The organism is Streptomyces sp. NPDC002138 (genome assembly GCF_040296485.1).
Taxonomy (GTDB): domain Bacteria; phylum Actinomycetota; class Actinomycetes; order Streptomycetales; family Streptomycetaceae; genus Streptomyces.
In genome coordinates this window covers 41,417-64,034 of the sequence record NZ_JBEOXE010000023.1, presented here as the reverse complement: position 1 = coordinate 64,034, position 22,618 = coordinate 41,417, and the positions used below count along the sequence as shown (strand labels likewise).

The 22,618-nt window shown below is 73.7% G+C and carries 22 protein-coding genes, 3 tRNA genes and 1 pseudogene; 13 read left to right on the top strand and 13 right to left on the bottom strand.

Annotated elements, in window-relative coordinates; translation table 11 throughout:
* Positions 1-32: 32 nt before the first annotated feature.
* Positions 33-527 (bottom strand): DUF3145 domain-containing protein, encoded by a 495-nt coding sequence (locus ABT084_RS17295; protein ID WP_351044114.1) that lies wholly within the window; start codon positions 525-527, stop codon positions 33-35.
* A 250-nt stretch (positions 528-777) separates the two neighbouring features.
* On the opposite strand from ABT084_RS17295, the gene ABT084_RS17290 reads away from it, so the two are divergent.
* Positions 778-1,677, top strand: coding sequence for an SGNH/GDSL hydrolase family protein (locus ABT084_RS17290; RefSeq protein ID WP_351044112.1), 900 nt, complete (start codon positions 778-780; stop codon positions 1,675-1,677).
* Positions 1,678-1,815: 138 nt separating this feature from the next.
* Here ABT084_RS17290 and ABT084_RS17285 read toward each other — a convergent pair whose 3' ends face one another.
* Positions 1,816-4,296, bottom strand: coding sequence for a glycoside hydrolase family 3 protein (locus tag ABT084_RS17285; protein WP_502968955.1), 2,481 nt, complete (start codon positions 4,294-4,296; stop codon positions 1,816-1,818).
* Positions 4,297-4,475: 179 nt separating this feature from the next.
* Between ABT084_RS17285 and ABT084_RS17280 the strand changes: the two genes are divergently transcribed.
* Both ABT084_RS17280 and ABT084_RS17275 read left to right on the top strand, forming a co-directional pair.
* Complete coding sequence (locus tag ABT084_RS17280; protein ID WP_351044109.1) at positions 4,476-5,048, top strand: TetR/AcrR family transcriptional regulator; 573 nt, start codon at positions 4,476-4,478, stop codon at positions 5,046-5,048.
* A gap of 85 nt (positions 5,049-5,133) precedes the next feature.
* Positions 5,134-5,577, top strand: a pseudogene (locus ABT084_RS17275) (imine reductase family protein); the annotation flags it as partial.
* Here the strand turns inward: ABT084_RS17275 and ABT084_RS17270 are convergent.
* From ABT084_RS17270 to ABT084_RS17260, 3 genes are all read right to left on the bottom strand, one after another.
* The gene (locus ABT084_RS17270) at positions 5,564-6,454 is read right to left on the bottom strand and encodes an EI24 domain-containing protein (RefSeq protein WP_351044107.1); all 891 of its coding nucleotides are present in this window, start codon (positions 6,452-6,454) and stop codon (positions 5,564-5,566) included. The pseudogene ABT084_RS17275 and the gene ABT084_RS17270 sit on opposite strands and share 14 nt — an antisense overlap.
* A 75-nt stretch (positions 6,455-6,529) precedes the next feature.
* Positions 6,530-6,952, bottom strand: a complete 423-nt coding sequence (locus tag ABT084_RS17265; RefSeq protein ID WP_351044105.1) for an organic hydroperoxide resistance protein — start codon at positions 6,950-6,952, stop codon at positions 6,530-6,532.
* 64 nt (positions 6,953-7,016) lie between these two features.
* The gene (locus tag ABT084_RS17260; RefSeq protein ID WP_351044102.1) at positions 7,017-8,039 is read right to left on the bottom strand and encodes an NADP-dependent oxidoreductase; all 1,023 of its coding nucleotides are present in this window, start codon (positions 8,037-8,039) and stop codon (positions 7,017-7,019) included.
* Positions 8,040-8,131: 92 nt separating this feature from the next.
* Here ABT084_RS17260 and ABT084_RS17255 point away from each other — a divergent pair, with 92 nt between their 5' ends.
* Positions 8,132-8,554 carry a MarR family winged helix-turn-helix transcriptional regulator gene (locus tag ABT084_RS17255; protein ID WP_351044099.1) on the top strand — a complete coding sequence of 141 codons (423 nt, stop codon included), beginning with the start codon at positions 8,132-8,134 and terminating at the stop codon, positions 8,552-8,554.
* 52 nt (positions 8,555-8,606) lie between these two features.
* Here the strand turns inward: ABT084_RS17255 and ABT084_RS17250 are convergent, their stop codons facing one another.
* Positions 8,607-9,374 (bottom strand): SCO2400 family protein, encoded by a 768-nt coding sequence (locus ABT084_RS17250; protein ID WP_351044096.1) that lies wholly within the window; start codon positions 9,372-9,374, stop codon positions 8,607-8,609.
* A 78-nt stretch (positions 9,375-9,452) separates the two neighbouring features.
* On the opposite strand from ABT084_RS17250, the gene ABT084_RS17245 reads away from it, so the two are divergent.
* Positions 9,453-10,079 carry a hypothetical protein gene (locus ABT084_RS17245; protein WP_351044093.1) on the top strand — a complete coding sequence of 209 codons (627 nt, stop codon included), beginning with the start codon at positions 9,453-9,455 and terminating at the stop codon, positions 10,077-10,079.
* On the opposite strand, the gene ABT084_RS17240 is transcribed toward ABT084_RS17245, so the two are convergent.
* Positions 10,076-10,786 (bottom strand): esterase/lipase family protein, encoded by a 711-nt coding sequence (locus ABT084_RS17240; protein WP_351044090.1) that lies wholly within the window; start codon positions 10,784-10,786, stop codon positions 10,076-10,078. The two genes, ABT084_RS17245 and ABT084_RS17240, sit on opposite strands and share 4 nt — an antisense overlap.
* 225 nt (positions 10,787-11,011) lie before the next feature.
* Here ABT084_RS17240 and ABT084_RS17235 point away from each other — a divergent pair, with 225 nt between their 5' ends.
* Both ABT084_RS17235 and ABT084_RS17230 read left to right on the top strand, forming a co-directional pair.
* A complete protein-coding gene (locus ABT084_RS17235; protein WP_351044088.1) occupies positions 11,012-12,049 on the top strand; it encodes a rod shape-determining protein in 1,038 nt (345 codons plus the stop codon).
* Positions 12,046-13,701, top strand: a complete 1,656-nt coding sequence (locus ABT084_RS17230; protein ID WP_351044085.1) for a GAF domain-containing protein — start codon at positions 12,046-12,048, stop codon at positions 13,699-13,701. The genes ABT084_RS17235 and ABT084_RS17230 overlap by 4 nt, the downstream gene beginning before the upstream one ends.
* A gap of 13 nt (positions 13,702-13,714) precedes the next feature.
* Here ABT084_RS17230 and ABT084_RS17225 read toward each other — a convergent pair whose 3' ends face one another.
* Positions 13,715-14,146, bottom strand: a complete 432-nt coding sequence (locus tag ABT084_RS17225; RefSeq protein ID WP_351044082.1) for an Lrp/AsnC family transcriptional regulator — start codon at positions 14,144-14,146, stop codon at positions 13,715-13,717.
* Positions 14,147-14,215: 69 nt separating this feature from the next.
* On the opposite strand from ABT084_RS17225, the gene ABT084_RS17220 reads away from it, so the two are divergent.
* The 3 genes from ABT084_RS17220 to ABT084_RS17210 all read left to right on the top strand — a co-directional run bounded on the left by ABT084_RS17220 (position 14,216) and on the right by ABT084_RS17210 (position 16,821).
* On the top strand, positions 14,216-14,935 hold the full coding sequence (locus tag ABT084_RS17220; protein WP_351044079.1) for a LysE family transporter: 720 nt from the start codon (positions 14,216-14,218) through the stop codon (positions 14,933-14,935).
* 38 nt (positions 14,936-14,973) lie between these two features.
* Complete coding sequence (locus ABT084_RS17215) at positions 14,974-16,314, top strand: carboxyl transferase domain-containing protein (RefSeq protein WP_351044076.1); 1,341 nt, start codon at positions 14,974-14,976, stop codon at positions 16,312-16,314.
* 78 nt (positions 16,315-16,392) lie between these two features.
* Entirely contained in the window at positions 16,393-16,821 is a 429-nt protein-coding gene (locus tag ABT084_RS17210) for a hypothetical protein (protein WP_351044074.1), read from the top strand.
* Positions 16,822-16,854: 33 nt separating this feature from the next.
* On the opposite strand, the gene ABT084_RS17205 is transcribed toward ABT084_RS17210, so the two are convergent.
* Entirely contained in the window at positions 16,855-17,676 is an 822-nt protein-coding gene (locus ABT084_RS17205) for a helix-turn-helix transcriptional regulator (RefSeq protein WP_351044071.1), read from the bottom strand.
* Positions 17,677-17,725: 49 nt separating this feature from the next.
* Between ABT084_RS17205 and ABT084_RS17200 the strand changes: the two genes are divergently transcribed.
* The gene (locus tag ABT084_RS17200; protein WP_351044069.1) at positions 17,726-18,151 is read left to right on the top strand and encodes a cupin domain-containing protein; all 426 of its coding nucleotides are present in this window, start codon (positions 17,726-17,728) and stop codon (positions 18,149-18,151) included.
* Between the two features lie 15 nt (positions 18,152-18,166).
* Here the strand turns inward: ABT084_RS17200 and ABT084_RS17195 are convergent, their stop codons facing one another.
* The gene (locus tag ABT084_RS17195) at positions 18,167-19,390 is read right to left on the bottom strand and encodes an MFS transporter (RefSeq protein WP_351044228.1); all 1,224 of its coding nucleotides are present in this window, start codon (positions 19,388-19,390) and stop codon (positions 18,167-18,169) included.
* A 320-nt stretch (positions 19,391-19,710) separates the two neighbouring features.
* Here ABT084_RS17195 and ABT084_RS17190 point away from each other — a divergent pair, with 320 nt between their 5' ends.
* Complete coding sequence (locus ABT084_RS17190; RefSeq protein ID WP_351044067.1) at positions 19,711-20,877, top strand: carboxylate-amine ligase; 1,167 nt, start codon at positions 19,711-19,713, stop codon at positions 20,875-20,877.
* 844 nt (positions 20,878-21,721) lie between these two features.
* Here the strand turns inward: ABT084_RS17190 and ABT084_RS17185 are convergent.
* The 3 genes from ABT084_RS17185 to ABT084_RS17175 form a co-directional block, all read right to left on the bottom strand.
* Positions 21,722-21,798: transfer RNA gene (locus ABT084_RS17185), tRNA-Ile, on the bottom strand.
* A gap of 179 nt (positions 21,799-21,977) precedes the next feature.
* Positions 21,978-22,050: transfer RNA gene (locus ABT084_RS17180), tRNA-Asn, on the bottom strand.
* 5 nt (positions 22,051-22,055) lie between these two features.
* Positions 22,056-22,128, bottom strand: a tRNA-Asn gene (locus ABT084_RS17175).
* A gap of 154 nt (positions 22,129-22,282) precedes the next feature.
* On the opposite strand from ABT084_RS17175, the gene ABT084_RS17170 reads away from it, so the two are divergent.
* A complete protein-coding gene (locus ABT084_RS17170) occupies positions 22,283-22,582 on the top strand; it encodes a YtxH domain-containing protein (protein WP_351044064.1) in 300 nt (99 codons plus the stop codon).
* Positions 22,583-22,618: the final 36 nt, after the last annotated feature.

The following is a 22,618-nucleotide window of genomic DNA, read 5'->3' as shown; positions in this document are numbered from 1 at the left end:
CGGGGCGGGCCCTCCTGCGTACGCGGGGGGGGTCAGACCACCTGGTGGAGCCAGCGCACCGGCGCGCCCTCGCCCGCGTAGCGGAAAGGTTCCAGTTCGTCGTCCCAGGGCTTCCCGAGCAGCTTGGCGATCTCCGCCTCCAGGTCGGTCTCACCGAGGACGGACCGGGCGAGGGCGGCGCGCAGCCGGTCCTCCGGGATGAGGATGTCACCGTGCATGCCGGTGACGGCGTGGAAGATGCCGAGTTCGGGAGTCGAGCTGTAGCGCTCTCCCTCGGCGGTGGGACAGGGTTCGGCCGTCACCTCGAAGCGCAGCAGGTGCCAGCCGCGCAGGGCGGACGCGAGCTTCGAGGCGGTGCCCGGTTCGGCCTGCCAGGAGAACTCGGCTCTCCAGGTGCCGGGCGAGGCGGGCTGCCTGATCCAGTCGAGGTTCACCCGCACCCCGAGTACGCCCGCGACCGCCCATTCCACGTGCGGGCAGAGCGCGCGCGGTGCGGAATGCACGTACAGAACTCCACGTGTCGTCACCGGGACCTCCAGTGTGGGACGAGGTCGGGAATAAACTCCTGAAAACGGACAGTATGTGACGTGATGTAATTTACCGGAAATGATCTGACATTGCGCCAAAGGACGTGCGGCCGAAACGCCACGGGAAAAAGCTACCGTGCGCCGGGGGTCATGGTGTGACGTACGGTCGCTCCAAGGCCGCCAAACGCACAGCTTTCACTCAGCAGGACGCCCTTCGGGGACGCCGGACGACGAAGGAGGGACCTCACCCATGCGGACCACCACCTCCGCGCGCCACCGCGGGCGGAAGTCCGCTCTGCGCGCGGGCGCGGCGGCGGCCGTGCTGGCCCTGGCCGCCGCGGGCTGTCAGGACGGCGGCGGCGCGTCCGGCGGCGTGCGCGGGGCGCAGGCGGCGCCGCGCTGGAACACCGCCCCCGCCTCCATCGCCGCCGTCGGCGACTCCATCACGCGGGGTTTCGACGCCTGTTCGGTGCTGGCGGACTGCCCCGAGGCCTCCTGGGCCACCGGGAACGATCCCGAGGTGCACTCGCTCGCGACCCGGCTGCTCGGCGAGGCGCTGACCCCCGAGCGCAGCTGGAACTACGCGGTGACGGGCGCCCGGATGGCGGACCTGGGCGGACAGCTGGCGGCGGCGGCCGCGCAGCGTCCCGACCTGATCACGGTGATGGTGGGGTCGAACGACGCCTGCCGCCCCACGGCTTCGTCGATGACCTCGGTGGACGCCTTCCGGGAGGGCTTCGAGAAGGCCCTGGCGGGGCTGCGGGAGGTCGCGCCCAAGACCCAGGTGTACGTGTCGAGCGTGCCGGACCTGCAGCGCCTGTGGGAGCAGGGCAAGGGCAGCGCGATGGGCCGGCAGATCTGGAAGCTCGGGATCTGCCAGTCGATGCTCGCGGACTCCGAGTCGGTCACGGCGGGGGCGACGGCGCGGCGCGAGAAGGTGCGGGCGCGCGTGGTGGAGTACAACGAGGTGCTGCGGCAGGTCTGCGCGAAGGACGAGCTGTGCCGCTACGACGGCGGCGCCGTCTTCCAGTACCCGTTCACGACCCAGCAGTTGAGTCACTGGGACTGGTTCCATCCGGGCAAGGACGGCCAGGCCCGGCTGGCGGAGCTGGCGCACCGCCAGGTGACCTCGGCCAAGCCGCCCGTCTGACCCTGCCCGGTCGATCCCGCCCGGTCGACCCTGCCCGTCCGGCCCTGACCGGTCGTACGAAAGGACCGGGGGCAGGTGTCAGGGTCCGCCCCCGGTCCGGTTCATGGGTGATTTCCGGCCAGCCGCCGTCCGGGGCGTCTAGCGGAACTCAAGGGTGGCGGTCAGCCGGGTGTCGGCGTGCGAGTGGCTCGCGCGGACCTCGTACGCGCCGCCCACGCGCTGCCAGGCACCGGCGCCCTCGTCCCAGATCTCGAAGGCCCGCGCGGGCAGCGCGATCTCGGCCTCCACGCTCTCGCCGGGGCCCGCCTCCAGGCTCGCGAAGCCCGCCAGCCAGCTCGCCGGGCGTTCCACGGGGTCCTGCTCGGGGGCCAGGTAGACCTGGACGACCTCGCGGCCGGGGCGGCTGCCGGTGTTGCGGATCCGGACCCGGGCCACGTCGGCGGTGACCTCCAGGGACTCGTACTCCCAGTCGGTGTAGCCGAGACCGTGCCCGAAGCAGAACGCGGGGGCCACGCCGGCCTTCTCGTACGCCCGGTAGCCGATGTGGAGCCCCTCGCGGTACTCGAGGCGCCCCTGGTCCGGGACCACCTCGGTGACGGGCGCGTCGGCGAACGCGGCGGGCCAGGTGGTGGGCAGCCGCCCGCCCGGCTCCCGCTCGCCGAGGAGTACGTCGGCCAGCGCGGCCCCGCCCTCCTGCCCGGGGAACCAGGTCAGCAGGATCGCCGCCACGTCGTCCCGCCAGGGCATCTCCACCGGGGAACCGGCGTTGACGACGACCACGGTGTTCGGGTTGACGGCGGCGACGGCCCGGACGAGGTCGTTCTGCCGCCCGGGCAGCTCCAGGTCCTTGCGGTCGAAGCCCTCGGACTCGACGCGCTCGGTGGTGGCGACGACCACGACGGCGGTGTCCGCGCCGCGCGCGGCGGCCACGGCCTCGGCGATCAGCGTGTCGGCATCGCGCCGCGGCCCGAGGTGGAGCAGCGAGAACATGACCGCCTTGAGCGGGAGCGCCGCCATGTCGGCGGGCACCTGGTAGGTCAGGGAGACCTCGACCGGCTCGCCCTCCGTGAGGACGGTGCGGGCCCGCTCGCTGGGGGCGCCGAAGAACGCCTCGAACGGGTCGGCCTCGGAGCCCAGGTGCTGGACGCCCTCCCAGAGCCGCTCGCCGTCCACCACGAGGGTGAAGGCGCCCAGGCCCCGGGTGCCGAAGGCGTGTTCGCCGCTCTCGCGGGGGACGAGGGTGCCGGTGACCTCGATGGAGGCCATCGTCTCGTACGTCACCCCGGCGGGCAGGTCGTCGCCGATCCACTGGACCTGGCCGGACGGCAGGCTGCCCTCGCCGAGGACGGCCCCCGACTCGTCCCGGCACACCGCGCGCAGCTCGAAGCCGGTGTCGGCGGGGGTGAGTTCCTCGCTGGGGTCCGCGCCGACGGAGAAGCTCAGGGCGCCCTGCGGGAGGGCGGCGGTGAGGCCGTCGAGCGGGGAGACGACCCGCTCGGGGAAGACGGTGGCGCTGCCGCCGCCGAGGACCCGGGCGTCGCGGGCGGCGGCGCCGGAGAGGGCGACCGTACGGCCCTCGGTGCTCAGCGGAAGCGCGGCGTTCTCGTTGCGGACGAGGACGGAGCCGCGGGCGGCCAGCTCGCGGGCCAGCGCCGGGCCGTCGATGGCGGCCGGGGCGTCGGTGACGACCGGCGGGGCGCCCTCGAGCAGGCCGACGCGGGCGGCGAGCCGCAGGACGTTGCGCACAGCGTCGTCGACGGCGGACTCGGGGACCTCCCCGGCCCGGACGGCCGCGGCGAGCGGGGGGCCGTAGACGGTCTGCGGGCCCGGCATGGCCACGTCGAGGCCGCCGAGGATGTCGCCGGTGGTGGAGCGGGCGGCCATCCAGTCGGAGACGTTGTAGCCGTCGAAGCCCCATTCGCCGCGCAGGACCTCGTTGACGAGGTAGCGGTGTTCGGTCAGCGTCGTGCCGTTGACCTGGTTGTACGACGTCATGATGCCCCACGGGTGGGCGTTGGTGACGATGGCCTCGAAGGGCGCCAGGTAGAGCTCGCGCAGCGGGCGCGGGGCGATGACGCAGTCGACGGTGAAGCGTTCCGTCTCGGCGTCGTTGCCGACGAAGTGCTTGACGGTGGTGCCGACTCCACCGTCCTGGACGCCCTGGACGTAGCCGGTGCCGATGGCGCCGGTGAGGTACGGGTCCTCGGAGTAGCACTCGAAGTGGCGGCCGCCCAGCGGGGAGCGGTGCAGGTTGACGGTGGGCGCGAGCAGGACGTGCACGCCCTTGCGGCGGGCCTCCTGGGCCAGCAGCCGACCGGCCCGGCGGGCCAGGGCGGGGTCCCAGGCGGCGGCGAGCGCGGTCGGTGACGGCAGGGCGACGGACGGGTCGTCGGCGGTCCAGCGGACGCCGCGGACACCGATCGGCCCGTCGGACATGACCAGGGAGCCCAGTCCGATCTCGGGGAGGGCGGGCAGCGTCCACATGTCCTGCCCGGCGAGCAGCCGGGCCTTGGTGTCGAGGTCGAGCTTGCCGAGCGCGGCTTCCACCACGTCGTCGCGGGTCCGGTCAGCGTCCTGGTCCTGGGTGTTCCGGGGGTGCTTGAGGGCGTCGCCTGCCACGGCCTGCCTCCTCGTCGAGTACTGCGGTGCGGTTGCCCCCATCGTGAACCCGATACCTGTAAACCGGTAGGGTTCGTGATCTATTCGTTATTTATGGTGGAATGGCGTACGGTCCTGCTGGCGGGAGCGCCACGCCGGGCAAGGGCGGGCGAGAGCGGGCGAGAGGGAAGGCGGGCCGGATGGTCAGGGCCAGGAGCGAGGAGCGGCGCGGGGACATCCTGCGCGCCGCGGTCGAGGTGATCGCGGAACGCGGGTACCGGGGCGCGTCCCTGGGCTCCGTCGCCGAGCGCGTGGGGCTGACCCAGCAGGGCCTGCTGCACTACTTCCCCACCAAGGAGTCCCTGCTGGTCGCCGTGCTGGAGGAGCGCGACCGCTGGGACACCGGCGGCGGCTCGCGCGCCTCGGCCGAGCACTGGCGCCTGGACCTGCTCGCGTCGCTGGTGGACTACAACGCGATGCGCCCCGGGATCGTGCAGACCTTCTCGGCGCTGCTGGGCGAGAGCGTCACCGACGGACACCCGGCCCGGGAGTTCTTCACCGAGCGCTACGCGCAGGTGCGCTCCGAGATGGCGGCGGCGCTGCGCGCCGAGTTCGGCGAGCGCCTCCCGTCGGGCCTCACCCCCGAGGAGGCGGCCCCCCTGCTCACCGCGGTGATGGACGGCCTCCAGTACCAGTGGCTCCTGGCCCCGGAAACGGTGGACATGCCCGCCGCCTTCCGCTCCTTCGTGACCCTGCTGCGCGGGCCGGCCTGAGCCGTGGCGTCCCCGGCCCCGGGGACGCGGTGTCTGTGGCCGCCGGCCCGCTGGTGGTCCTGTGCCTGCTGGACGGCGCCTCGGCCACCGCGCGGCCCTGGAGGTCCCGGCCGGGGCCCGGTTCGTCGGTACGGACGCCGGGCACGCGGCCCTGCACGACGTGGCGCCGCTGAGCGCGATGTACGGGCTGTTCGCCGGGGTCTCGCACGCCTACGCGCTGATCCGGGGCGAGGGGATCGCACCCTCGTCGCTGGCGCCGCTGCTGTCGGAGTGGCTGGGCGCGATGGGGCACTTCGCGGGCGGAGCCGCCGGGCGGCTGGAGTCGGGCGACTTCACCTCGGGGGTGGTCTCCAGCCTGGCCATGCAGGTGGCGGGCGCCCCGACGCTGCTGCGGGCGGCCGAGGAGCAGGGGGTCAGCGCGGAGCTGATCGCCCCCTACCTGGAGCTGATGGCGCGCAGGCCGGCCGCGGATCCGGCGTACGGGGCCGAGGACACGGCGGGGGCGATCGGCCTGCTCAGCCTCCGTTGACCCGGCCGGCGGGCGGCCCGGCGGGCGGACCGTACCCCGCGGGCGGCGGGCCGAAGCCCTCGGGCACGCGCGGCCGCGCCCCGTCGGCGTACGGCGCGGCGTCCCGTGAGGCGTCCGGTTCGGCGTCCGGCTCCGTGTCCGGGTCCGCGGTGAGGTCCCGGACCATCAGGGTCGCGCCCGCGACCGCGCCGGGCATCAGGAACACCGCGACCAGCGGCACCAGGAAGGCCAGCACCAGCGGTACGCCGAAGCCGAGCGCCAGCATCCGGCGCGAGCGCAGCAGGGCGAGCTGCCCGGGCAGCTCCACCCGGCGGCGCATGAGGGCCACGCTGGTGAGCTCCTGGGTGAGGAAGTAGCCGGAGACGCAGAACCCGACGGCCGGGACGACCGTCTGCCCGATCACCGGGATGAAGCCGAAAGCGAAGAGCAGGACGCCGTACAGCACCACCCGGCCCAGCAGCCGCAGGCTGTCGCGGGCCGAGACCCACAGCTCCTGCCACAGGGTGAGGCCGGACTCGGGCACGTCGCCGCCCTGGTCGCGGTCGACCTGCTCGGAGAGGGACTCGTAGAACGGCTGGCCGATCAGCAGGGTCACCGCGGTGAAGGTGACCACCGCGAGGAACAGGCCGAAGCCGAAGAGCAGGACCGTCAGGAATCCGCGGAAGACCGCGAGCCAGGGCGAGCCCCAGTCGTCGGCGAAGGGGGTCAGCCAGGCGACCAGGTCGTCGGCGCCGAAGCCGAGGCCGATCAGCGCACCGGCGTACAGGACCAGCGACACCAGTCCGGGCAGCAGCCCTATGCCGAGCCAGCGGCCGTGTCCGAACACCCAGCGCTGTCCGGCCAGCAGATAGCGGAAGCCCCCCGCGAGATCACTCATCGGGCCAGCTTACGGCGCAGGCCGCACCCCCTCGGCGGGGGTGCGGCCTGTGCTGTGTGCGGGTGTCCGCGGAGATCAGACCGCCAGCTCGACGGTGATGTTGCCGCGGGTCGCCTTGGAGTACGGGCAGACCTGGTGGGCCTTCTCGATGAGGTCCTTGGCGGTGGCGGCGTCCACGTTCGGGATGGAGGCCGAGATCTTGACGATGATGCCGAAGCCCTCGTCGTTCTTGCCGATGCCGACCTCGGCGGTCACGGTGGAGCCGGAGATGTCGGCCTTCTCGTTGCGGGCGACGACACCGAGCGCACCCTGGAAGCAGGCGCTGTAACCGGCGGCGAAGAGGGCCTCCGGGTTGGTGCCGGCGCCGCTGCCACCCATCTCCTTCGGCGGGTTCACGACGACGTCGAGCTGACCGTCGCTGGTGGCGACGCGGCCGTCACGGCCGTTCTCGGCGGTGGCGACAGCGGTGTAGACGACGTCGGACTGCTGGATCGACATGTAAGGAAATCCTCCTGGTATTCGCCGCGGCTCGCGCCCACGACCGCGACGGTCTGGGGTGAGCCTAACCGGTGAAGGAAACGATCATCTTTCCGGTGTTGTCACCGCGCAGCAGACCGAGGAAGGCGTCGGCCGCGTTCTCCACGCCCTCGATGACGGTTTCGTCGTACGTCAGCTCACCGGAACGCAGCCATCCGGACACGTCCTGGACGAACTGCTGCTGGAGGCCGGCGTGGTCCCCGACGAGGATGCCCTGCAAACGCAGCCGCTTGCCGATGACCAGCGCGAGGTTGCGCGGGCCGGGCGTCGGCTCGGTGGCGTTGTACTGCGCGATCGCGCCGCACAGGGTGGCGCGGCCGTGCACGTTGAGCGAGCTGATGGCCGCTTCCAGGTGGTCGCCGCCGACATTGTCGAAGTAGACGTCGATGCCCTCGGGGGCGGCCTCCTTCAGCTGCTCGCCGACGGGGCCGTTCTTGTAGTTGAAGGCGGCGTCGAAGCCGTACTTCTCGGTGAGGGTGGTGACCTTCTCGTCCGAGCCGGCCGAGCCGATCACCCGGGACGCGCCCTTGATCTTCGCGAACTGGCCGACGAGGCTGCCGACCGCACCCGCGGCGCCGGAGACGAAGACGGCGTCCCCCTCCTTGAAGGAGGCGACCTCGAAGAGGCCCGCGTAGGCGGTCATGCCCGGCATGCCGAGGACGCCCAGGTAGGCGGAGAGCGGGGCGAGCGAGGCGTCCACCTTGACGGCGTGCTTCGCGTCGAGCTCGGCGTACTCGCGCCAGCCCAGCCCGTGCAGGACGTGGTCCCCGACCTCGAAGCCCTCGGCGGCGGAGGCGACGACCTCGCCCACCGCGCCACCGTCCATCGGGGCGTCGAGCCGGAACGGCGGGATGTACGACTTCACATCGTTCATCCGGCCACGCATGTACGGGTCGACCGACATGTGGAGGTTGCGGACGAGGATCCGGCCGGGCCCGGGCTGCGCCGACAGCGGCACCTCACGCAGGGCGAAGTCGGTGGCGACGGGCCAGCCCTGCGGACGGGCGACCAAGTGCCACTCGCGGCTGACGGCAGGAATCTCAGACATGAAGCGCTCCCGGGAGAGAAATTACTTAACGACCTGAAACAACCATGCTCCTGGATATTTCATGTTGTCAAGTAAATGGGTACGCTGGTTCCATGCCCAGTCGTCGTACGGACCCCCTGACCCTCGAGGTCGTCGAGCTCATCGGCACCGTCGTGGCCCGCTACCACGAGGAGTACGAGCAGGCGGCGGCCAGCCACCAGCTGACCGGCGCCCAGGCGCGCGTCCTCGGTCTGCTCTCCCTGGAGCCGATGCCGATGCGCCGGATCGCCCAGAAGCTCAAGTGCGAGCCCTCGAACGTGACCGGAATAGTCGACCGGCTGGAGAGCCGGGGCCTGGCCGAGCGCCGGCCGGACCCGGCCGACCGGCGGGTCAAGCTGGCCGCCGCCACGGACGAGGGCCTGCAGACCGCCGACCGGCTGCGCGAGTCGCTCGACTTCGCGCGCGAGCCCCTGGCCGGACTCTCCACGGCCGAGCGGGCGGTGCTGCGGGACCTGCTCAAGCGGATGCTGGGCTGACGGGCCGTGCCGGGCCGACCGCGAGGCCGGCCCGGCACGGCCCGTCAGCGGCTCAGCACCACCACAGCCAGCACCCGTCCGGCGGCGTCTTCGACGGGCTCGGCGAGGGCTTCGGCTTCTTGGAGGGCTTCGGCGACGCCGGGCCGCTCGTCGCGGGGGGCCCCGACGCGGTCGGGGGCGCGGGCTGCCCCGGCCCGGAGCCACTGGCGGACGGCCGGGCCGAGACCGAGGCGCTCGCCGAGACGGACGGGCTCGCCGACCGCGAGGCGCTGGCCGACGGGCTCGCCGAGGCGGACGCGCTGGGCTTCGCCGAGGCGGACGCGGACGGCTGGAGCGCGGCCACGTCGGACGGGTCCCGGGTCGAGAGCGGCTGCTGGGCGCCCGCGCCGTCCTTGAGCATCACGTTGGACGACTGACCGCCCCCCTCGGTCGCGATCCGGGCCAGCGCGAAGGTGACCCCGACCGCGAGCACCAGGCCGAGGCCCATGGTCAGAGCGGTCCGGCGGCGGCGCCGGTGCACGCGGCGGCGGGCCGCGCCGGGGCGACGGCTCCCCCGCGCACCCTCGCCGGGAGCGCCCGGCGCGGCGGCGTACGAGGTGGTGTGCGCGGCGGCGTACGAGGTGGTGTGCCCGGGGTCGGGGGGAGCGCCGTAGGGCAGGGCGGGGCCGTCGGCGTACGGCGTGTCGGGGCCGGGCCCGGTGGCGTTCGCGGGCGCGGCGCCGGTCGGGCGGGCGGTGGTCAGGTACTCGGCCGGTGTTCCGCACCCGGCGCACGCCAGTGCGCCGTTGAGGTGCCTCCGGCAGGCGTGGCAATAGTCCATGGCGCCCGCAGGCTACGTGGTCGTTCGCATCATCCGTATCGCGGAGGTGTAAGGATCCTGTGTGCAATTCTGAGGCGCATGGCCGCCGCCCCCGCACCCCACCCGACCTCCCGCTTCGGTTCGCGGGACTTCCAGCTGGTGCTGTTGCGCCGGATGTCCGATTTCCAGCCCGACCTCGCCGACCAGGCCCGGATCCGGCTCGGGGCCTCGCTCGCCGAGCAGCGCGAGGCGAACAAGCGGTGGCAGGCGATGGTCCGCTCGCCCCGGGCGCGCGGGGCGCTGGCCCGCTACCGCTCGGTGCTCGGACCGGCCGAGTCCGTGGCCCGGCGGAGCATCGGGGACCTGGAGTGCGAGGCGCTGCTGTGGCCCGTACCGCTCTGGCCGGACCTCCGCTTCGAGGTGCTGGCCGCGCCGGACGGGGCGGTGTGGAACGAGTGGCTGGTCCGGGCCCCGGGCGCGCGGGGGCCCGTACTGGCGTCCCTCGGCGATCTGCGGCCCTGGTCGGCGACGGTGGACGAGGTGGCGCGGGCCTTCGCGCCCGCCCGCCCGATGGAGGGCACCGCGCCCACCCGGTGGCGGCTGGCCTTCACCGGGCGGGACGGGAGCGGAGCCGTGCGGCCGTGCGTGGCGGAGTTCACGTACGGCCTGCTCCAGCGCGTCGCGTACGAGCCCCCGGCCGCCGGGGTCCCGTCAGGCACCCCCTAGGTGGTGAGGAACGCGCGGACCCCGGCCGAGACCCCGTCGTCGCCGAGGAAGTCGTTGTGCTTGAGGCATCCGGCGTAGGTGTTGAGGGCGCCGGTCAGGGCCACGCTGCTGTCGGGGTTGATGACCTCGTCACAGGAGGACCAGAAGGTCGCGTACTTCACCGCGCCGGGCGTCTCGTCGCCCTCGGCGAGCTTCTTCTGCACGTAGGAACCGGGGCTCATGTCCCGGCAGGCCTGGTCCCAGAGGACACAGCCCCAGCTGATGTAGGTGCCGTGGTTGGGTCCGGCGAGCGAGATCCAGTGGTCCACGACCGGAGCGCCGCCGCCGGACTTCACGTACCAGCGGGTGACGAGCGAGCCGAAGGAGTGCGCGACCAGGTCGACCCGGGCGGCGCCGGTCTGGCGGCGGACCTGGTCGACGTACGCGGCGAGACGGCCGGAGAGCACCTCGTTGACCGACTGGTGGGTGTCGTAACCCCACGAGAACAGCTCCGAGTCGGCGTACCCGGCGGCGCGCAGGTCCTCGCGCAGGGCGCCCCACACGCCGGGGTCGGCGTTGTAACCGTGGACGAAGACCACCGGATTGCGCTGCGGTGCCTGGTCGGCGGCCTGGTGCGCGGCCTGGGCCGGGACCGGCGCCAGAAGCGCCAGGCAGAGCGCCAGGCAGAGCGTCAGAAGGGTCAGGAATCTCTGGCGGGCCGTCAGCATCGGGTCCCCCTTACCTTGTTACGCACGAGTAGCGCGGGCGGTGGGGGCATCGTGTCGCCTGTCGGTACAGAAAACCACCCCCGTGCAGCACCCCTGAACCCCCTCGCCCCCACCCCGACCGGAGCAGCACAACGGGCAATATGTCCGAATTACCCCAGAAGATACTGATTGGGGCCGGTCATCCGTCGGTCTTTTCGCACCCCCGCGCTCTCGGGAGGACCTGCCGTGACCGTCAGTCTTGAGCAGTTGCGCCGTTGCCACGTCGCCGTCGACCTCGGGGCCGCCAGGACCCGCGTCTACGTCAAGGGCGCCGGCCTGGTCGTCGACGAGCCCAGCGTGGCCGCCGTGAACACACGGACCGGCGCCCTCATCGCCGTCGGCACCTTCGCCGAACGGATGACCGGGCGCACACCGGACTACATCCGGGTCGTCCGCCCCGTCTCCGGCGGCACCGTCGTCGACATCGAGATGGCCCAGCGGATGCTGCGTCACCTCCTCGGCGAGAAGCTCCGGCGCGCCCTGCGCCGCAAGCCCCGGCTGCGGGCCGCCGCCTGCACCCCGCACGACGCGGACCCGCTGGCCCAGCGGGCGACCGTGGAGACCCTGGTCGGGCTCGGCGCCCGGCGGGTCGAGCTGGTGGACACCCTGATCGCGGCGGCCGTCGGCTGCGGCCTGCCCGTGGAGCAGCCGACCGCGACGATGATCATGGTGTGCGGAGCCGCGGCCACACAGGTCGCGGTGCTCTCCCTCGGCTCGATCGTCACCGCCCAGCGCATCCCGGTCGGCGGCGAGGCCATCGACCACGCCATCGTCCAGCACCTGCGCCACGCCCACGAGCTGATGCTGCCGAGCCAGGCCGTACGCCCGCTCCAGCTGGCCCTGCACGGCAACGGCATCACCTCCGAAGGCCCCGCCTCCACCCTGATCCACGGCCGTGACGTCGCGACCGGTCTGGCGCGGTCCGTGCACGTCGACACGGCGGCCGTGCGCGACGCCATCCACACCCCGCTGACCGCCGTGCTGGACGGGATCGGCAAGGTGCTCCGGGACTGCCCGCCCGACCTGGTCGCGGACCTGACGGACCGGGGGATCATGATGGTGGGTGGCAGCGCCCTGCTGCCCGGCCTGGACCAGATGCTGCGCGACGCCACCGGAATGCCCGTGCAGATCGCGGAACGGCCGGACGTGTGCGCCGTCCTCGGTCTCGGCGCGATGCTCGAAGGGAAGATCACCCCCATGGTTCTGAACCCCTTGGCCGAATGACCCCGACCAGCGGGCCGTCGGACCCGGAGGCCGCCCGGGCGCAGCACGCCGCCCGGGCCCGGCCGGATGCCCGCGCGCAGCCGGACGCCCGGGCCCGGCCGGACGCCGGGCTCCCGGTGCTGCTGGAGGCCGTGCTCAGCGTCGGCTCCGACCTGGAGCTGCACGCCACCCTCCAGCACATCGTCGACTCGGCGGCCGAGCTGTGCACGGCGCGCTACGCGGCGCTGGGGGTCGTCGACCCCGAGCACGTGCGCCTGACCGAGCTGTTCACGGCCGGGATGACCGAGGCCGAGCGCGACGCGATCCCGCGCCTGCCGGACGGGCGCTCGGGCCTCCTCGGCACGCTCATCAGCGATCCGCGCCCCCTGCTGATCACCGACCTCACCAAGGATCCGCGCGCGGCCGGTTTCCCGGCCGGTCACCCGCCGATGCACACCTTCCTCGGCGTCCCCATCCGGGTGCACACCGAGGTCTTCGGCAATCTCTACCTCACCGAGAAGCGCGACGGCGGCCCCTTCACGGAGGAGGACCTCGCGCTCGTGCGGGTCCTGGCCGCGCAGGCGGGGATAGCGATCGGCAACGCCCGGCTGTACGAGACCGCCCGGCGCCGGGAGCGCTGGATCGAGGGCGCGGCCGCCGTCACCACCACCCTGCTCGCGGGCCGCCCCGCCGCCGACGCGCTGATGTGCGTGGCCGAACGGGCCCGGCTGCTCGCGGACGCCGCGGCCGGCGTGGTGCTCCAGCCCACCCCCGAGGGCGGCATGGAGATCGTGGCCGCCTCCACCGAGGGCGAACCCGGGGACCTGGTCGGCACGGCGATCGCGCCCGGCTCGGCCGTGCTGGAACAGCTGCTGGGCGGCGAGCCCGTCTTCATAGACGATTCGGCGACCGACCCCCGGATGACCACGCACGTCCGGGTGCGGTTCGGGCCGAGCATGATGCTCCCGCTGCAGAGCGGCGGCCAGCTGATCGGCACGCTGGCGCTGCCGCGGGACCGGGGCGGGAAGCCGTACGACGCCGTGGACCGGCTGCTGGCCTCGCAGTTCGCGTCCCAGGCCGCGCTGGCGCTCGTCCTGGCGGACGCGCAGCACGACCGCGAGCAGCTGGCGGTCTACGAGGACCGCGACCGCATCGCGCGCGACCTGCACGACCTGGTGGTCCAGCGGCTGTTCGCGACGGAGATGATGCTGGAGAGCACGCGGCGCCGGTCCTCCACCGCGCCGTCCGGGGACACGGTGGGCGAGGAGCTGAGCCGCGCCGTGGACGAGCTGGACTCGACCATCCAGGAGGTGCGGACCGCCATCTTCGCCCTCCAGCAGCCGCCGACCAACGCGCCGACCACCTTCCGGGGGCGGGTGCTGCGGGAGACCGGCGGCGCGGCGGTCCTCTTCGGCTTCCAGCCGTCGGTGCACTTCACGGGGGCGGTGGACGCGCTGCTCTCGGACCAGGCGGCGGGCGCGCTGCTGGCCGCCCTGCGCGGGGCGCTGGCCGCGGCGCACCGGCGCAGCGACGTCGGCTCGATCGAGGTCGAGGTGGAGGTCCGGGGGGACTCGGACACCGAGCCCGGCCGGGTCCGCCTGACGGTGACCGACGACGGCCGCACGGAGTCGGGCGCGCGCGGCACCAAGGTGGACTGGCAGTCACCCCTGTGACGGGCCGGAACACCTAGGGCCGGGTGGCGGCGCGCAGTGCGATCCGGGTGCTGGACTGGGCCACTCCGGCTTCGCGCTTGAGCCTGCGCAGCAGGGTGTCCAGGGCCGCCGGATCGGCCGCCCTGGCCCGTACGACGTAGTCGTGGGCGCCGGTCACGTGCACCACCTCGGTGATCCCGGGCAGCCGGACGACCTGCTGCTCGAAGTCCTCGTTGGTGGTGTCGGGGCGCAGCGTGACGTCGATGAGGACGACGAGCCCGCCGCGGGTGTCGGCGGCCGGGTCCACGACGGTGGTGAACCCGAGGATCACCCCGTCGCGGCGCATCCGGCGCACCCGGTCGGCGGTCGCGTTGGCGCTGAGCCCGACGCGGACGCCGAGGTCGCGGTACGAGATCCGCGCATCCTGCTGCAGGATGCCGAGGATTTCCCTGTCGAGGCGGTCCATCCCGCGATTCTCGCAGCCACCCCCGATATCCGCTGCCGCCATGCGCCCCCGCCGCCGCATCCTCGCCCCATGACCACCCCGATGACCCTGCTCACCCCCACCCTGTCCGGCGCCGCGGCCGGCCTGGGCGTCGCCATGCCGATGGGCGCGATGAGCGTGCTGCTGCTCCAGGAAGCGATGCGCTCACGCCGCGCGGCCGTGGCGGGGGCCGCGGGAATCGCGGTGGTCGACTGCGCCTACGCCGCCCTGGCCACGGCCCTGGGCCCGTGGGTGGCCGGGTCCCTCTCCCCGGTGGAACCCTGGGTCCGCCTCCTCTCGGCCACGATCCTCCTGACCCTGGCCACCCACGGCCTCCGGCCCCACCGCTCCGAGCCCCGACCCCTGGTGCCCTCGGCGGGGTCGACGGCGGGGCCGACACCCCGGTCCACCGGGCCCGGAACGGCAGGCACGGCGCCCGGGCCGGGGGCCGTCACCCCCCGGCTCCCCGCCCCCCGCACGGCCCGCGGGGCCTTCACCCGGTACGTCGGGCTCACCGCCCTGAACCCCACCACCGCCCTCTACTTCGTCGCGCTGACCACCGCCCAGGGCTCCCGCATCGGCACCGGCCCCGCCGGGGCCGCCTTCGTCGTGGGTGTGCTCCTCGCCTCCCTCCTCTGGCAGCAACTGCTGGCCGCCGCCGGCTCCTTCGCCGGGAGCCGGATCACCGAGACCGCCCGGGCCTGGACCTTCCGGCTCGGGTACGGCCTGATCGCCGTCTACGCCGTCAAGATCGCCCTGCCCCTCCCCTGACCCCCGCGACCCCGCCGACCGCCCGGTACGCTGGCGCCGTGACGACCCGCCTCTCGGCCCGCGCCGCCATCGCCTCCGTCGCCGACCCCGGGAGTTTCTGCGAACTCCCCGTCCCCGAGCGGGAGTCCCGCCCGGACGGCCCGCTCGGCTGGGACGGCTACGACGACTCCCGCGCCCGCGCGGCCACCCGCACCGGCGAGCGGGAGTCGGTCGTCACCGGCACGGCCCGCGTCGGGGGCCGCGAAACCGCCCTGATCTCCTTCGAGTTCGGCTTCCTCGGCGGCTCCCTCGGCGAACGCACCGGCGACCGCCTCGAGGCCGCCTACACGCACGCCCGGACCCACCGCCTCCCCCTCCTCTCCCTGATCGCCACCGGCGGCTCCCGCATGCAGGAAGGCATGCTGGCCCTCACCCAACTCCAGCGCGTGGCCCGCCAGTCCGTTCTCAACCGGGCCGCCGGCCTCCCGCAGATCGCGGTGCTGCGCGACCCGACCACCGGCGGCGGCTGGGCCACCCTCGGCGCGGGCGCGGACATCGTGCTGGCGCTGCCCGGCGCGCAGGTCGGTTTCGCCGGGTCCCGCGTGCGCCCGGCCGACGCGGATCCGGCGGCCTACACCGCCGAGGGCCAGTACGCCGCCGGGCACGTGGACGCCGTCGTCCCGGCCGGGGACCTCGCCCAAGCCGTCGGCGACTGGCTGCGCCTGCTGGGCTCCCCGCACGCCGGGCCCGCCGATCCCCCCGCCGCGCTGGCGGACGTACCGCCTCCGGCGAGCGGGTGGGAGGCCGTGCGCCAGGCCCGCCATCCGGAGCGGCCGCGCGCCGAGGCCTACTTGGACGCGTACTTCGACCTGCGCCTGCCCCTCTCCGGGGACCGGGCGGGCGGCACCGACCCGGGGATGCTGTGCGGCGTCGGCCTGCGCGCGGGCCGGGCGGTCGCGTACGCCGCCCAGTGCGGCACCGCCACCCGCCCCGCCGGGTACCGCACGGCGGCCCGTGTCATCCGCCTCGCGGACCGGCTCGGGGTGCCCGTGCTGACCCTGATCGACACCCCGGGCGCCGCCAACGACGCGGCGGCCGAGCACGCGGGCGCGGGCGCGGCCATCGCGGACACTTTCGCCGCGCTGGCGGCGGCCACCGTCCCGGTGACCACCCTGCTGATCGGCGAGGGCGGCTCGGGCGGCGCGCTGGCCCTGGCAGCGCCCGGCAACACCTGGGTCACCCCCGACAGTTACTTCTCCGTCATCGCGCCGGAGCTGGCCGCGGCCATCCTCAAGCGGCCCGCCGACCAGGCACCGGCCACCGCGGACCAGCTGCGCCTGCGCCCACAGGACCTGGTGGACCTGGGGGTGGCGCGCGGCATCGTCACCCCGCGGACGTGACGCCCCGGGGGCACGGCCCGCACGGCTTCCGGTAGGTACCGCCGGGACCAGCCCGGCGGCGCTGACCCAGGAGCCCCCATGTCACGTACCGCACACCACATACGATCCGGCGCAGCGGCCCCCTGGAAGGGCGGCCCGCTCACCATCACCCTCCACGACCTGCGGTTCAGCGCGCGGCTGCGCGCCGAGGCGGAGCGGGCGGGCCGTCGCGTCCGGCCGCGGCCGGTGCGCCGCCGGGTCGTGGTCCGCCACCTGCCGCGGCTGCTGCGCGACTCCTCGGTGGCCCGCGCGGCGGCCCAGGAGGAACGCCGCGCCCGCGCCCGGCTGCGTACGGCCGCGCGCACCGCGGTCCGCACGGCGCGAACGCCCGGCCCGCACGCCGACCCGACCGCCGACCCGGACATCGCGCCGGGCACCGACCCGCACCCCGGCCCGGACACCGGCCCGGACACCGAGCCCGACATCCTCCCGGCCCGCCACCGCCGCGCCGCGCTCTGGCTCGCCTGACCCGCGGGGGTCGGGGCGCTCGGGGCGGCGGGCTCAGCGCCCGCGCCCCGACCGCGCGAACCGCGCCGGGGTGATCCCCACGTGCCGCCCGAAGTGCCGGGTCAGATGGGCCTGGTCGTGAAAGCCCACGGCCGTGGCCACCTCGGCGGCCGGCGTCCCCGCCAGCAGCAGCCGCCGCGCAGCCTCGATCCGCCGCCCGGTCAGATAGGCGTGCGGGGGCAGCCCGTACGCCTGCCGGAAGGCACGGATCAGGTGCGTGGGGTGGAGGTGCCCCAGCGCCGCCGTGGCCTCCGCCAGGGTGATCCCCTCGACCAGGCGGGCGTCGAGGAGTTCGCGCAGCCGTACGGCGACCTCCGCGCCCGGGGGTGCGTACGCCGCCGGCTCCCGCCCGGTCAGCCGCTCCCGCAGCCGCTCGCCGATGAAGGCGAGCCGCGACTCCGCCTCCAGCCGCTCGGCCGTGGGCCCCTCACGCGCCGACGCGGCTTCCCCCAGCACCTGGTGCAGCCCGTGCACCCGCTCGCGCAGCACCCCGTCGTGCAGCAGCGGGGTGCCGACGGCGGCCCCGGTCAGCCCGGGGGCGAGGACGGTGGTGTCGAGGTAGAGCACCCGCTTGCGGAAGCCCGCCTCGGTGACGGTCCGCCCGTCGTGCGCGACCCCGGGCGGCAGCAGGATCACCGACCGGGACACCCCGACACCGTGCCGCTCGCGCTCCAGCGCGAAGTCGACCCGGCCGCCGTCGAGGACCATCAGCGTCCAGGTGTCGTGGACATGGGCGGGGTAGGCGTGATCGGTGAACCGGGCGTGGAACACCTCGGATATGCCGGGGACCGGCGGATGCCAGGCGGAGACGCTCACGTCAGGAACGTACAAGACGCCCCCCGTCCGGCCCGGGCAGTCTGCCCGCATGACGACACAGGGCGGAACAGAGGGATCGGTCGACATCGCGGCGAAGCTCGCCGGTTTCGACGAACACTGGGCACCGCGGCGGATCGCCCGGGTCAACGACTACGACGTCCGGGTCGCCAAGCTGCTCGGCTCGTTCGTCTGGCACACCCACGAGGACACGGACGAGCTGTTCCTGGTGGTCGAGGGCACCCTGACGATCCGGTTGCGGGACGCGCGGGGTGCGGCCTCGGGCTCGGGCTCGGGCTCGGGCTCGGGCGAGAGCGCGGTGACGCTCCGGCCCGGCGAGCTGTTCGTCGTACCGCGCGGGACCGAGCACTGCCCGGTGGCCGAGGAGGAGGTCTCGATCCTGCTCTTCGAACCGACCGGTACGGCCAACACCGGCAGCGCGGGCGGCGACCGCACCCGCGAACCGGTGGACGCCTGAGGTCCACGCGCCCGGTCAGGCCTGCGGTGACCGGGCGTCGTAGCGGGCGAAACCGCGCCAGCGCAGGCCCAGCAGGACGAGTACGAGCACGCACGCGAGCCCGCCGCCGGTGATCGCGATCCCCGGCGAGGTGAGCTGGGCGACGGAGCCGGTCAGGAAGTCGCCGAGCCGGGGGCCGCCCGCGACGACCACGATGAAGACGCCCTGGAGGCGGCCGCGCATGTCGTCGGGGGTGGCGGCCTGGAGCATCGTCGTACGGAACACCATCGAGATGGTGTCCGCCCAGCCCGCGAGGGCGAGGAAGAGCAGGCCCAGCCACAGGTTCCGGGTCAGCCCGAAGACGGCGATGGCCAGGCCCCAGGCGGCCACGGAGAGCAGGATGGCCAGTCCGTGCCGCCGGATCCGGCCCTGCCAGCCGGAGAAGAGACCGCCGAGCAGCGAACCGACGGCGGGCGCGGCGACCAGCAGGCCGACGGTCTTGGCGTCGCCGCCGTACCAGAGCAGGGCGATGGCCGGGAAGAGCGCCTTGGGCTGGGCCAGCACCATCGCGGCCAGGTCGGAGAAGAAGGTCATCCGGACGTTGGGACGGGTGCCGAGGAAGCGCAGCCCGTCCAGTACGGAGGCCCGCCCGCGGCCGTCGTCGGTCCGCTCGGGGCGCATGGAGGGCAGCCGCCACATCGCGTAGAGCGCGGCGGAGAAGGCGACGGCGTCGATCAGGTACGCCGCCTGGTAGCCCCACCAGCCGACGATCAGGCCGCCGAGCATCGGCCCCGCGGTGAAGCCGAAGGTGGTGGTCAGCGAGGTGAGGGCGTTGGCGGCGGGCAGCTGCTCCGCGGGCAGCAGCTTGGGGATCATGGCGGAGCGCGCGGGCGAGTTGAGCGCGCCGCAGACCGCCTGGAGGGCGACCACGAGGTAGAGGAACCAGACCCGGTGGAAATCGAGCAGCGCGGCGCCGGCCAGGGCGGCCGAGAGGACGGCGGCGGCCGAGGAGCTGTAGAGGCCGAGCTTGCGCCGGTCGACGGTGTCCGCGATGGCGCCGCCGTACAGGCCGAAGACGACGAGCGGGACCAGGGAGAAGAGCCCGACGAGGCCGACGTGGAAACTGGAGCGGGTGATGTCGTAGACCTGGAGCGAGATCGCCAGGGCGGTCATCGCCTGGCCCATCCAGGAGATGGTGTTCCCGGTCCACAGCCGCCGGTAGTCGGCGGAGGTCCGCAAAGGGGTGAGATCGGCGAATATGCGCCGTCTGGGGGCTCCGGGCGGGCCGTCGGCGGGGCCGCCGGAGCCGCCGGGGCCGGCGGGGGCCGTGTCTGCGGACCGGGTCCGTGGGGGCGTACGAGTCACATCGGATGCTAACCGTCCGCCCCGGTCGCCTTCGATCGGATTTCCCGCCCGGCGCCCCTCCCTCCCCACCCTCACCGCTTGACTCCGGACCCCCGCGGCGCGACCCGTCCGACTGCTAACTCGCCACTATCACCGGACATTTGACCGAATCGACGTGCGCTCACCCCCTGTCGTTCAGCTCATGATGAAACGACTCGAATGTCCAGGGAGGCGCAGTGATCGAACCTGGCAAGAGCACAACGAGCAACACCGTCCGTGGTCCCGGGGTCCTGGGACGCGCCGGGACGGTCCCCCTCACCATCGGTGTCGAGGAGGAGTTCCTCCTCGTCGACGCCCGCACCTTCCGGCTGGTCCCGGCCGCTCCGCAGGTCCTGGCCACGGCGTCCGGCGATCCGACCCAGATCCACGCCGAGGGCACCCGCTACCAGGTGGAGATCTCCACCCCGGTCGCCGACTCGGCCGCCCGGCTGCGCGAGGACCTCACCGCGCTGCGGCGCGCCCTCGCCAAGGCCGCCCGCGCGCACGGCTGCCGGCTCCTCGCCAGCCCGTCGCCCGTCGTGACGGTGCCCGGACCGCTGCACCTGAGCGACGACGAGCCGCGCCAGCGCGAACAGGCCCGCCGCTTCGGCTCGCTCACCCAGACCCTGGTCAGCTGCGGCCGGCACATCCACGTCGGCACCCTCGACATGGACACCGCGGTGGCGGTGGCCAACCGGGTCCGGCCCTGGCTGCCCACGCTGATCGCGCTGGCCGCCAACTCGCCGTTCTGGGACGGCCGCGACACCGGGCACGCCAGCTGGCGCGCGATGGCCTGGTCCACCTGGCCCTCGGCCGGGCTGCCCCCGCACTTCACCTCCACCGCGCACTACCGGCGCTCGGTCGAGGCCCTGCTCGGCTCCGGGGCGGCCCTCGACACCAAGATGGTCTACTGGGACCTCCGCCCCTCCGGCAACTGGCCGACGCTCGAGATCCGGGCCCCCGACATGTCCCCGGACATCGACGGCGCCGTGCTCCAGGCCGAGCTGGCCCGCGCCCTGGTGGCCACCGCCCTGCGCGAGCTGGCCGAGCACCGCCCCGACCCGGTCGTACGGGAGGACGTACTGCGCCTCGCGCGCTGGCGGGCGGCCCACGACGGGCTGGAGGGCTTCGGGCTGGACCCCTTCACCGGGGCGGAGGTCCCGGCGGCGGACCTGGCGGAGGCCCTGCTCGACCTGATCGCCCCGGAACTCGCGGCGGCGGGCGACCTCGACCACGCGGCCAAGGCCCTGGCCGGCCTCCTGCGCGACGGCTCGGGCGCCCAGCGCCAGCGCGCGGCCTTCGCCCGCCGCGGGAACCTGGACGACGTACTGCGTCTCCTCGCGGACGAGACGGAGGACTTCTGATCCTCCCGACCAAGCCGCAGGTGAACACAATTCTTCACCTGCGGCTCGCGCCAGGGCATACGCGCAGCACGTCAAACAGAAATGCCTTGCCCCCAGTTGCGGGCCTATTCACTCCCCGTCGGCGTGATTCGCCTTTCAGCGCGTCCGCTCGGGACGCGAACCGGCATTCCGGCGGTACTTCACCGTGCCACGCCCGCTGGTGCGCCGACCACCTTGGCGATGACCCCGTACGCAGGCGAGACTCTCGCCGGCACGAGGCGGTTCAGCACGCCTGACCAGCTGCGCTGTGTGCCCGTGGGGCCAGGCACCAGGCGCCGGTGGGGAGGTCACGCGGGCGGCGCCGGCGTCGGTGCGGTACCTGTCAGCCACCTCAGCCGCCGAGGGAACAGACCCACGCGGCCACGGCTCCATTGACGATTGACTGACACCCGGGGCGAGGCTCACGCTGAAATACTCGCCGAGCCGGAAGAGGCTGAAGCGCGCCTTCGAGACGTGCAGAAAAGGCTTGCCGGCAACTGTGGGGCGCGAGCACCGCGGTCATCATTCCGCGTCCCACGACTGGGGGTGGCACTCCAGCCGCAGCGGCCGGTCCGCTGCGTGATCAACAGCACATCGGCGAGCACCCGCGACATGCCGTTGAGCGGCTTCCCGGCCGGGCACGCGAAGGGCGTCTCGCGTCCCTGGCCGACACACCGTCCCCACCCCGCCGCCGCCGGGTCCCCCGAGCGTCCCCTGAGCGTCCCTTGAGACACGAAAGACGGCCCCGAAGGGCCGTCAGGATCACCGAAGTGGCTCACACCGCCAGCAGAGATACTGGTCAGATCGTTTCTGCACACCTGGTGCGTGGTGGGGCGGGTGGGACTCGAACCCACGGCCGACGGATTATGAGTCCGCTGCTCTAACCGGCTGAGCTACCGCCCCTCACGGCGCGTCGCGCACATTTGTACGCGCCGTCTGCCGCAGCATAGCCGCTCATACGATCTCCTGCCTCGGATGCTTCGCATGATCGGCATCGCCTGCTCAGAGAGACCGCGCCTCGTGCTGCCCGGTTCCCGAACGGGACAAAAAAGAAGAGGACCCACCGGGTCCTCTTCTGGTCGCTCCCCCGACTGGACTCGAACCAGTAACCTGCCGATTAACAGTCGGCTGCTCTGCCAATTGAGCTACAGGGGATCGCGCTCCCCCGACTGGACTCGAACCAGTAACCTGCCGATTAACAGTCGGCTGCTCTGCCAATTGAGCTACAGGGGATTGCTGCGTGCGCCAAACAGCCGACCATCGGCGGTGCCGAGGGGCGCTCGTTCGTTGCGAGACATAGATTAGCGCAAGCAGGGGGGTGCTCCGCCAATCGGTATCGGCAGTGGGCCGGGCGGGCCGGGCACCGACACTTCGAAGGGCGGCAGGCATGCGGTACAAGGTCACGTTCGTCGTGGGACTGGCCCTCGGGTACGTGCTCGGCACCCACGCGGGGCGCGAGCGCTACGAGCAGCTCAGGAAGTCGGCGCGGGAGCTCGCCCAGAACCCCGTCGTGCGCAACGCGGCCGAGACCGCGGGGCAGAGCGGACGGCAGCTCGCGGGCAAGGCGTTCGCCGCGGTGAGCGACAAGGTCGGGGACGCGGTGCCGGACGGACTGGTCGGCCGGGTGCGGGGGCTGCGCGGCCGAGGCTCCGGCGCGGACGACGACTGGGGCACCAGCAACACCTGAGGCAACACCTGGGGCCACGAGCGGGGCGGGCGCGCC